The sequence below is a fragment of the Bacillus swezeyi genome (assembly GCF_001969815.1).
Lineage (GTDB): Bacteria > Bacillota > Bacilli > Bacillales > Bacillaceae > Bacillus > Bacillus swezeyi.
Map to the genome: position 1 here is coordinate 264012 of NZ_MRBK01000001.1, position 9357 is coordinate 273368.

Annotated in this window: 8 protein-coding genes; all 8 read left to right on the forward strand. The window is 43.3% G+C overall.

The window, feature by feature from the left end; translation table 11 throughout:
- Positions 1 to 176 precede the first annotated feature (176 nt).
- The 8 genes from fabD (BTA30_RS01205) to BTA30_RS01240 all read left to right on the forward strand — a co-directional run bounded on the left by fabD (BTA30_RS01205) (position 177) and on the right by BTA30_RS01240 (position 9294).
- Positions 177 to 1043 (forward strand): ACP S-malonyltransferase, encoded by an 867-nt coding sequence (fabD, locus tag BTA30_RS01205; protein WP_076758233.1) that lies wholly within the window; start codon positions 177 to 179, stop codon positions 1041 to 1043.
- A 557-nt stretch (positions 1044 to 1600) separates the two neighbouring features.
- A complete protein-coding gene (locus BTA30_RS01210) occupies positions 1601 to 2566 on the forward strand; it encodes an acyltransferase domain-containing protein (RefSeq protein ID WP_076758235.1) in 966 nt (321 codons plus the stop codon).
- Positions 2567 to 2571: 5 nt separating this feature from the next.
- Complete coding sequence (gene fabD / locus BTA30_RS01215) at positions 2572 to 4893, forward strand: ACP S-malonyltransferase (protein WP_076758237.1); 2322 nt, start codon at positions 2572 to 2574, stop codon at positions 4891 to 4893.
- A gap of 104 nt (positions 4894 to 4997) precedes the next feature.
- Entirely contained in the window at positions 4998 to 5246 is a 249-nt protein-coding gene (locus tag BTA30_RS01220) for an acyl carrier protein (protein ID WP_076758240.1), read from the forward strand.
- The gene (gene pksF, locus BTA30_RS01225) at positions 5224 to 6471 is read left to right on the forward strand and encodes a polyketide biosynthesis malonyl-ACP decarboxylase PksF (RefSeq protein WP_076758242.1); all 1248 of its coding nucleotides are present in this window, start codon (positions 5224 to 5226) and stop codon (positions 6469 to 6471) included. Before BTA30_RS01220 ends, pksF begins: the two co-directional genes overlap by 23 nt.
- Positions 6472 to 7734: a hydroxymethylglutaryl-CoA synthase family protein gene (locus BTA30_RS01230; protein ID WP_076758245.1), complete on the forward strand. Its 1263-nt coding sequence runs from the start codon at positions 6472 to 6474 to the stop codon at positions 7732 to 7734.
- Positions 7722 to 8501 (forward strand): enoyl-CoA hydratase/isomerase, encoded by a 780-nt coding sequence (locus tag BTA30_RS01235; protein ID WP_094777258.1) that lies wholly within the window; start codon positions 7722 to 7724, stop codon positions 8499 to 8501. Before BTA30_RS01230 ends, BTA30_RS01235 begins: the two co-directional genes overlap by 13 nt.
- 43 nt (positions 8502 to 8544) lie before the next feature.
- On the forward strand, positions 8545 to 9294 hold the full coding sequence (locus BTA30_RS01240; protein ID WP_076758249.1) for a polyketide synthase: 750 nt from the start codon (positions 8545 to 8547) through the stop codon (positions 9292 to 9294).
- The last annotated feature ends 63 nt before the right edge of the window (positions 9295 to 9357 follow it).

Here is a 9357-nt window from a genome sequence, read left to right on the forward strand (position 1 = left end):
CATGCAAAAAAGTAGGGAGGAAGCTGTGTAGACTGTAGGAAAAATTAACTTGACGGATAATATTTACAAGGTTACCATCAACTTGGACATGCTTCTTTATCAGGACAACATTCATCATTTTATATCGTAAGTCTGTAAATTAATCATCTAAAAGCGGGAAGGGTGGCTTTAAGAGAATGATCACATATGTTTTTCCGGGGCAAGGTTCACAAAAACAGGGAATGGGCAGCGAACTATTTGATGAATTCAAGGAACTGACGGCACTAGCAGATGAGATCTTAGGATATTCGATCAAACGCCTTTGCGTAGAAAATCCCTATTCCAACTTAAACAAAACCCAATTTACTCAGCCGGCCTTATATGTGGTAAACGCATTAAGCTATCTGAAGAAAATACAGGAATCAGCAGCAAAACCCGATTTTGTTACGGGTCATAGCCTGGGAGAATACAATGCGTTATTTGCGGCTGAAGCCTTTGATTTTGAGACAGGTTTACAGCTTGTCAGAAAAAGAGGCGAGCTGATGAGTATGGTAAGAAACGGCGGTATGGCGGCTGTTATGGGACTGAGTGAAGAGCAAGTTGCGGAAGCATTGAAAGAAAACCATTTACATACAATTGACATTGCTAATGTCAATGCCCCTTATCAAATTGTCATTTCAGGTCAAAAAGAAGATATTGAAAAAGCCGCATCCATTTTTGAAGACATTACAGAAGTTACGATGTTTCTCCCCTTAAACGTCAGCGGTGCGTTTCATTCAAGATACATGAATCAAGCAAAACAAGAATTTGAACAGTTTCTTCAATCATTTCATTTCTCTCCTTTGTCTATACCGGTTATTTCAAACGTTTTTGCCCGCCCTTACACAAACGAATCAATCAAAACGACGTTGTCGGATCAAATAAACCAGTCAGTCAAATGGACTGAGAGTATTCGCTTTTTAATGGGGAAAGGCCAAATGGAGTTTGAGGAAATAGGTCCTGGACATGTACTAACCGGATTAATTCACCGTATTAAGAAAGATGCAGAACCAATGCCCCGTTAAAACAGATTTTCTTGAGAGAGCATAACTGCGCTTCATTTCATAAACCGGAGAAAAAGGCACGGCTCCCTGTGTATAGGGTTGGAAGTTTGGGGGGGCATGATTCGATGGACACTGTTAACGTTCAATAAAATTTATATACTGTAACATAAAGAGGCTGATGAAAAAAGTCCGTCCCATATTGGACATTTGCACTATTCCAGTCGGTCTGCTCATGATGAAAAACCATCGCTCTATAAAAAGACATACCCGTTTTATCTAAACCACACCTAAGCCATAATAGAGACGATGTTTTTGATGATGCCATTGTCAATTTAAATTAAGTTTGAGATATCAACACTACACCAAGATCACTTCACAAACGAATTCAACATCAAGAACAACACTACATAATATCTTCAGTTGATTTTTAAGCTCTTCTTCACTTTCACATCATATTTTTCGGTTTGACGCGGTTGCTTGTTTTGTATCAGGCTGCTGTGTATCTTCTTTTTCAGCATATTTTTTGAGGACATATCGGCAATTCGCTCGTTAATTACATAAAAAAGAAGGTTATGCAAATGAACGAACCAATCGTTTTGATGTTTTCCGGACAAGGTTCCCAGTACTATCATATGGGAAAGGAATTGTTTAATGAAAACACTGCATTTCGTCATTACATGCTTGAGATGGATGCCATTGTTACCCGGCGAATCGGGAAGTCCATTGTCAGTGAAATGTATAATCCCGCTAAACGTGTGTCAGATCCATTTGATCGCATTCTTTATACGCATCCGGCTATCTTTATGGTTGAGTACTCTTTATATCGGGTTTTGTCAGAGATCGGGATCAAGCCTGATTACGTGCTGGGGTATAGTTTAGGAGAATTCGCGGCAGCCGCCGCTTCCGGTGTTATAGAGGCGGAGGATATGTTGGAATGCATACTTGAGCAGGCCATGATCATCGAAAAAAATTGCGATAAAGGAAATATGCTGGCTATACTCGATAAACCGCAATTATTTAATGATTATCCGCAGCTGTTTGAACATAGTGAATTAACCTCAATTCATTATGATTCACACTTTGTGATTTCGGGTGAAATTGAAAACATACAGCGGATCATTCATTTTCTAAAGGAGAGTCAGATACTTTATCAGCTGCTGCCTGTATCTTACGGATTTCATTCTTCACTTATTGATTCTGCAGAAGGAGCCTATAAAGAGTTTTTAAGGTCAAAATCTTTTGATAGTCCTTCAATATCTTGGATATCCTGCCTGACGGGAAGCGGCATTCATGAGATTCATAACCATTTTTTTTGGGATGCGGTAAGAAAACCAATACGATTCCGGGAAGCTATTCGATTTTTGGAAAGTCAGCATACATGCCGGTTCGTAGATTTAGGGCCTTCAGGAACCCTGACTGCTTTTGTCAAACAGCTGCTCTCGGGAGATTCAGCGAACCGCTGTTATTCTATTATCACACCATTTCATCAGGAGCTGAAAAATTTGAAGACGCTTGAGTGTTTACAGAAACTAGAAAGGAAGTAAACAAGATGATTACATATGTTTTTCCGGGACAAGGCTCCCAGCAAAAAAGAATGGGCCAGGGGCTTTTTGAGCATTATCAGCACTTGACGGACCAAGCAGATGACATACTGGGATATTCAATAAAAAAACTTTGTACAGAAGAAGCCTATTTAGATGTAAATCATACGCAATATACTCAGCCGGCTTTATACGTTGTAAATGCATTCTGCTATCTGAAGAGAGTGGAGGAGACCGGTGAAAAACCTGATTTTGTAGCCGGTCATAGCTTGGGAGAATACGATGCGCTGCTTGCAGCGGGCGCATTTGACTTTGAGACCGGATTAAAACTCGTGAAAAAAAGAGGGGAGCTGATGGGGCGGATTACCGGAGGCGGAATGGCCGCGGTGATCGGCCTGAATAAGGAACAAGTGGCAGCCGTATTAAAAGAACATCATTTACATACGATTGATGTAGCAAATGAAAATACTCCCCGCCAAATTGTTATTTCCGGGCTGAAACAAGATATCGAAAGAGCGGGAACTGTTTTTGAAACCATCAAGGATGTGAAGCTGTTCCATCCTTTAAACGTGAGCGGAGCTTTTCACTCAAGATATATGAATGAAGCAAAACAGGAATTTAAGCAATTTATTGATACATTCCATTTTGAGCCTTTGTCTATTCCTGTGATCTCCAATGTATACGCAGAGCCTTATCATCAGAAGAGGTTAAAAGAGACATTATCTGAACAAATGAATAGCACGGTGAAATGGACGGATAGTATTCGTTTTCTTATGGGAAGAGGAGACATGGATTTTGAAGAGATCGGTCCGGGAAAAGTGTTAACAGGCTTAATTCAACGTATTAAAAACGAAGCGGAACCATTAATAAAAAATGATGCCGCGGTTCAAGAACCAGGTGACGGGATGTTATCTGCTTCAAGCCCTGAGCAGTTGGAGCGAGAAGAGCGTGATGCCCATTCATCTCGTTTTCCTGATGAGATTACGGCATTTTCCTTAGGAAGTACAGAATTTAAACAAGATTATAACCTTACATACGCTTACCTTGCCGGAGGAATGTACCGCGGAATTGCTTCGAAAGAAATGGTTGTAAAGATGTCAAAAGCGGGGATGATGGGGTTCTTTGGCACAGGCGGTTTGAATCTGAATAAGGTTGAGGATGCGATTTTGTCTATTCAAGGCGAATTGGAGCAGGGACAAGCCTACGGCATCAACCTGGTGCACAATATGAAGCATACTGAATCAGAAGAAAAAATGATTGATCTTTTATTGAAGTACAAGGTAAGGAACTTGGAAGCCTCCGCATTTTTAAGTGTCACACCTGCTTTAGTGAGATATCGCGCCAAAGGATTGAAACGGAGTCCAAGCGGTGAAGTGATATGTGCAAATCGTATCATAGCGAAAATCTCAAGGCCTGAGGTTGCGGAATCATTTCTAAGTCCTGCGCCGGAGAATGTTGTAGAAAAGCTTTTAGGAGAAAATAAAATTACAACTAGTGAAGCTGAGTTATTGCTGAAGATCCCTGTGGCAGAGGATATTTGTGTGGAAGCAGACTCAGGCGGTCATACTGACGGCGGTGTCGCATACAGCCTGATGCCGGCGATGACATCATTAAGAGACGAAATGATGAAAAAGTATCGATACGATAAAAAAATACGAGTCGGTGCGGCAGGCGGGATAGGAACTCCTGAGGCGGCGATGGCTGCCTTTATGCTCGGTGCCGATTTTATTTTAACGGGTTCAATCAATCAGTGTACGGTAGAAGCGGCCACAAGTGACAGAGTGAAAGATTTATTGCAGCAAATGAATGTGCAAGATACGGCGTATGCGCCGGCGGGTGATATGTTCGAATCGGGCAGCAAAGTGCAAGTGCTGAAAAAAGGCGTGTTTTTTCCGGCACGAGCCAGCAAGCTGCATGAATTATACCAGCGATTTGGATCATTGGGTGAAATCGATCAAAAGACCTTAACTCAGCTTGAGGAGAAATACTTTAAACGCAGTATCGAAAAAGTATATGAAGATATTAAATTGCACTATCCAGCGGCAGAGATTGAGAAGGCCGAACGGAATCCGAAACATAAAATGGCATTGATTTTCAGATGGTACTTTAGGTACAGCTCGCATTTGGCGATCAGCGGAAGCGAAGAGTCTAAAGTCGATTATCAAGTTCACTGCGGCCCCGCGTTAGGAGCTTTTAATCAATGGGTGAAAGGCTCGAAATTGGAGAACTGGCGGAACCGCCATGTGGACGATATCGGAAAAAAATTAATGACGGAAACCGCAAAGCTACTTAACGACAGAATTGCATTATTTTCTCAAGCGGCACTTTAAAACCTATTTTGTAATAATAAAAGACTGAATGTTTCGAAATCGTATTGATAACAAAACACTTGAAGTCATGTTAAACATTTCAGCCCAAAGGAGAGACGAACGTTATGAATAAACAGAAAGTCTTTGAAGTATTGGTAACCAATATATGTGAGGTGCTTCCGGAATTGGACGGGCACCGTTTTGAGCCCGAAGATCGATTAGCTGATTTAGGAGCTGATTCTGTAGACAGGGCTGAAATTATAACGATGGTGCTGGAGGATTTATCATTAAAAATTCCTCGTGTTGAGCTGTCTGGTGTGAACAACATCGGCGAATTAGCTGAGGTGCTTTATGACAAAGTACAATCCGTCTGAGGTGCTGGTGACCGGTGTCGGAGTAACGGCAGCGATCGGCCAAGGAAAGGAGGCTTTTGTTTCTTCGTTATTGTCTGGGGAGCATGCCTTTGATGTGATGCAGCGTCCGGGCAGACAAAAAGACAGCCGGTTTATCGGAGCTGAAATTCCTTCGTTATCATATCCGGAACGGCTTTCTAAAAAACTGTTAAGAAAAGCGTCATTTTCCAGCCGCGCTGCTTTGGTTACCCTCTCAGAAGCCTGGGAGGAGGCGAAGTTAGACGGTGCTGATTCCGCGCGTATAGGGCTAATAGCTGGAGGATCAAACTTTCAGCAAAGAGAGACCTTGCAGCTCTTTGAAAATTATAAAGACCGCTCTGGTTTCATTTCGCCGGCTTATGGCCTGTCTTTTATGGATAGCGATCTTTGCGGGCTTTGTACAGATCAGTTTGGAATCACCGGTTTAGCTTATACGGCGGGAGGTGCTTCCGCAAGCGGCCAGTTGGCGGTGATTCAAGCGATTCAGCAAGTCCTGTCAGGAGAGGTTGATATTTGCATCGCACTTGGGGCGTTAATGGATATTTCCTATATGGAATGTGAGGCGCTCAGGGCTTTAGGCGCTATGGGAACGGACAAATATGCTGAAGAGCCGGATAAGGCGTGCCGTCCATTTGATCAGAACAGAGATGGATTTATTTATGGAGAATCCTGTGGCGCATTGGTGATAGAACGAAAAGATACGGCCGTCCGCCGGGGCGTAAAACCCTATGCTGCATTGTCTGGATGGTCAATCAAAATAGACGGGAACCGCAACCCTGATCCTTCATTAGAAGGAGAGATTCATGTCGTACAAAAGGCTTTGGAGAGAGCCGGTCTTTCACCTGAAGATATTGATTATATTAATCCACATGGCACGGGTTCTTTCATTGGAGATGAGATTGAATTGAAGGCGCTGCATGCTTGCGGTCTTTCTCATGCCTATATCAACGCAACAAAATCAATAACCGGTCATGGGCTCAGTGCAGCAGGCACTGTTGAGATGATTTCTGTACTGCTTCAAATGAAAGAATCACGCCTGCATCCGAGCCGGAATTTACATGATCCAATCGATCCCTCCTTTCATTGGGTGAAGGATCAATCAATTTCACACAACATCAAAAACGCGTTGAGTTTAAGCATGGGTTTTGGCGGAATGAATACCGCTGTATGTATACAAAACATTGAAAAATGCGAAGGAGAATCATAAATGGTTTCTGCCGGAATAGAAGCGATGAATGTCTTTGGCGGAACGGCATACCTCGATGTCATGCAATTAGTCAAGTACAGACATTTAGATACTGCCAGATTTGAAAATTTATTAATGAAGGAAAAAGCTGTGGCACTGCCTTACGAAGATCCTGTGACCTTTGGGGTGAATGCGGCTAAACCGATTATCGATTCATTAAGTGATCAAGAGAAGGACCGGATTGAATTGCTGATCACTTGTTCCGAATCTGGGATCGATTTTGGGAAATCGTTAAGCACGTATATCCATGAATATTTAGGGCTCAATCGCAATTGCCGTTTGTTTGAGATAAAACAGGCGTGTTATTCAGGGACTGCCGGATTTCAAATGGCGGTGAATTTTATATTATCCCAGACGTCTCCGGGCGCCAAAGCGCTGGTCATTGCCAGTGATATTTCCCGTTTTTTAATCGCTGAAGGCGGAGACGCTTTAAGTGAGGATTGGTCTTATGCCGAGCCGAGTGCCGGAGCGGGAGCGGTGGCTGTTTTAGTAGGGGAAAATCCCGAGGTGTTTCAAGTAGATCCCGGGGCAAACGGCTATTACGGCTATGAAGTGATGGATACATGCCGTCCCATCCCCGACAGTGAGGCGGGAGATGCTGACCTGTCTTTAATGTCATATTTGGATTGCTGTGAACAAACATTCTTGGAATATCAAAAACGTGTACCCGGCGCCCATTATCAAGATACGTTTCAATATCTCGCCTACCATACGCCTTTTGGCGGGATGGTGAAAGGGGCGCACCGGACGATGATGCGTAAGATGGCAAAGGCGAAAACGGCCGAGATTGAAACCGATTTTCTGAAGCGGGTACAGCCTGGTTTACTCTATTGTCAAAGGGTCGGAAACATTATGGGGGCTGCATTGCTTCTGGCGTTGGCCAGTACGATTGACAAAGCGCAGCTTGACTCGCCTAAACGAATCGGCTGTTTTTCCTACGGATCAGGCTGCTGTTCTGAATTTTACAGCGGAATTACAACGCCTCAAGGCCAAGAACGCCAGCGCTTATTTGAAATAGAGAAGCACTTAGACAATCGATATCATCTTTCGATGGATGAATATGAAATGCTGTTCAAGGGGAGCGGGATGGTCCGGTTCGGGACGCGTAATGTCAAACTGGATCTTGAGATGATTCCGGGAGTATTGCAGTCTCATCAACAGAAACCGCGACTGTTCTTGGAAGAAATATCTGAATTTCATCGCAAGTACAGGTGGTTGTCGTGACATATCAAACAATTAAGGCTCGGTTTGAAGGGTCAATTTGCTATCTCACCTTTCATCGTCCTGATGCTAATAATACGATCAATGACAAATTAATAGATGAATGTTTGCAAGTGATGAATCAATGTGAAACATCGTCCGTTACGGTCATCGTTTTAGAAGGGCTCCCGGAGGTATTTTGTTTCGGAGCGGATTTTCAAGACATATATCAGGAGATGAAACGCGGCAGAAACCAAGCTGGTTCCCAAGAACCTCTCTATGATTTGTGGCTGAAATTGCAGACTGGTCCTTTTATCACCATTTCACATGTGCGGGGAAAAGTGAACGCCGGAGGTCTTGGATTTGTGGCTGCCAGTGATATTGTCATTGCAGATGAAACGGCATCATTCAGTCTGTCTGAACTATTATTTGGTCTTTATCCAGCTTGTGTTTTGCCGTTTCTGATTCGCCGGATCGGCTATCAAAAAGCGCATTATATGACATTAATGACAAAACCGATTTTTGTTCAGGAAGCCAGGGAATGGGGCTTGATAGATGCCTGTGACGCTCAAAGCGAGGTCCTGCTGAGAAAGCATTTATTGCGTCTGCGGCGGTTAAATAAAAAGGCAATCGCGCGATATAAACAGTTTATCAATTCATTGGATGACCACCCGCGCCGAACGAAATCCATGGCTTTGACTGAAAATCAAGACATGTTTTCCGACCCTCAAAATCAAATGGGAATCATAAGGTACGTTGAAACGGGGCAGTTCCCTTGGGAAAACCAATAAACTGTGTAAAATACATACAATCAGAAACAGTTAGGAGGACATCATGACGCATTCTGTTGTAGAGCTTTTTGAAATCGAGCCCGCTATTATTCAGGTGAAGATGCATGACCGTGTTCATAAAAACGCGTTTTCGCAAGAGCTCACAGACGGATTAATTCAAGCGTTCGAATACATTCGCAATCAACAAAGCTATAAAGCAGTGATTTTAACAGGATACGACAATTATTTTGCTTCAGGCGGAACACAAGAAGGATTGCTGAGAATCCAGCAGGGAATCACCCAATTTACTGATGACAATCTTTATTCTCTGGCACTTGATTGCAAAATTCCAGTCATTGCTGCCATGCAGGGTCACGGAATTGGGGGCGGCTTTGTCATGGGTCTCTTTGCTGATTTTATTATTCTGAGCAGGGAGAGTGTGTATACGACAAATTTTATGAAATACGGGTTTACGCCTGGTATGGGTGCTACTTTTATCGTTCCCCAAAAACTCGGGTTCAGCTTGGCGCAGGAGTTATTAATGAATGCAGGCAATTACCGCGGAGCCGAACTTGAAAAGAGAGGGATACCTTTTAAAGTTCTCCCTCGATCGGACGTATTGGAGTATGCTGCGGAGCTGGCGCGTGAGCTGGCGGAAAAGCCGAGAAACTCCTTAATTACATTAAAAGACCACTTGGTTGCGCCGCTTCGCGAGCAGCTTCCCGGCGTGATAGAACAGGAGCTCGTTATGCATGAGAAAACATTTCATCAAGACGAAGTCAAAACGAGAATCACAGGTTTGTACGGGAGTTAACTGAAAATAGAAACGATCGTCGTGTGCTACATAAAAATTTGCAGGTGAAATGGAGGCAGCTCT

What these genes read in the sequence shown, in the direction of transcription:
- fabD (WP_076758233.1), top strand. Translation starts at nt 177, where the DNA reads ATGATCACATATGTTTTTCCGGGGCAAGGTTCACAAAAACAGGGAATG.
- BTA30_RS01210 (WP_076758235.1), top strand. Translation starts at nt 1,601, where the DNA reads ATGAACGAACCAATCGTTTTGATGTTTTCCGGACAAGGTTCCCAGTAC.
- fabD (WP_076758237.1), top strand. Translation starts at nt 2,572, where the DNA reads ATGATTACATATGTTTTTCCGGGACAAGGCTCCCAGCAAAAAAGAATG.
- BTA30_RS01220 (WP_076758240.1), top strand. Translation starts at nt 4,998, where the DNA reads ATGAATAAACAGAAAGTCTTTGAAGTATTGGTAACCAATATATGTGAG.
- pksF (WP_076758242.1), top strand. Translation starts at nt 5,224, where the DNA reads ATGACAAAGTACAATCCGTCTGAGGTGCTGGTGACCGGTGTCGGAGTA.
- BTA30_RS01230 (WP_076758245.1), top strand. Translation starts at nt 6,472, where the DNA reads ATGGTTTCTGCCGGAATAGAAGCGATGAATGTCTTTGGCGGAACGGCA.
- BTA30_RS01240 (WP_076758249.1), top strand. Translation starts at nt 8,545, where the DNA reads ATGACGCATTCTGTTGTAGAGCTTTTTGAAATCGAGCCCGCTATTATT.